This is a genomic window from Caballeronia sp. BR00000012568055 (assembly GCF_029439455.1).
Taxonomy (GTDB): domain Bacteria; phylum Pseudomonadota; class Gammaproteobacteria; order Burkholderiales; family Burkholderiaceae; genus Caballeronia.
This window is the reverse complement of sequence record NZ_JAQFVG010000114.1, coordinates 2,191-2,798: the sequence shown is the minus strand read 5'-3', so window position 1 is coordinate 2,798 and position 608 is coordinate 2,191. Positions and strand designations below refer to the sequence as shown.

General features: G+C 55.3%; 1 pseudogene. It reads left to right on the top strand.

Annotated features, from left to right (window positions below):
- Positions 1 to 392, top strand: a pseudogene (locus tag P7F28_RS07270) (hypothetical protein); the annotation flags it as partial.
- Between the last annotated feature and the right edge of the window lie 216 nt (positions 393 to 608).

Genomic DNA, 608 nt, shown 5'->3' with positions numbered 1-608 from the left:
CTACCAACGGCGGAACACTTGCTTGCCAAAAAGCAGCACCGACGACAGAGCTGGCAGATAAATACGTCGACGCCAAGCTGGCCCAGCCGTTCACATTAGACGCCAACGATTTCGTTTATCAGTGGAACGCCTCGCGGGGCTATAACCCGGCAGCCGGTCTGAAGAACATCAAGGCTAGAGTTCTCGCCATCAACGCGGCTGACGACGAACGCTACCCGCCCGAGACCGGGTTAATGGATCGTGCGATGCACCTTATTCCCAATGGTCGCCTGCTTCTCATCCCTGCCAGCGAGGACACATGCGGTCACGGCACCAATGGGTTGGCGCGATTCTACAAAGGGGAATTGCTTGAGTTGCTGAAAATCACCCCTCGCCAAGCCGTACTCACTTAGTTCTCTCGGGTCTCAGCATGAGGCTCTTGCCGAAGCGCATTCGCTTCGGTTTTTTTCTGAACTTCCCCTCGCAACTCGATCCTCGGGTGCATCTTCCCTAAAAAGGACCACGGCCCGTCCGCATCGGCGTTCGTCCGATCTCTCTGGTTGCCGGAAAAATCCGTTAAAAAAACTGAGGCATCTTGGTGCCCGTGATTCATTTAATTCAGACCCGGG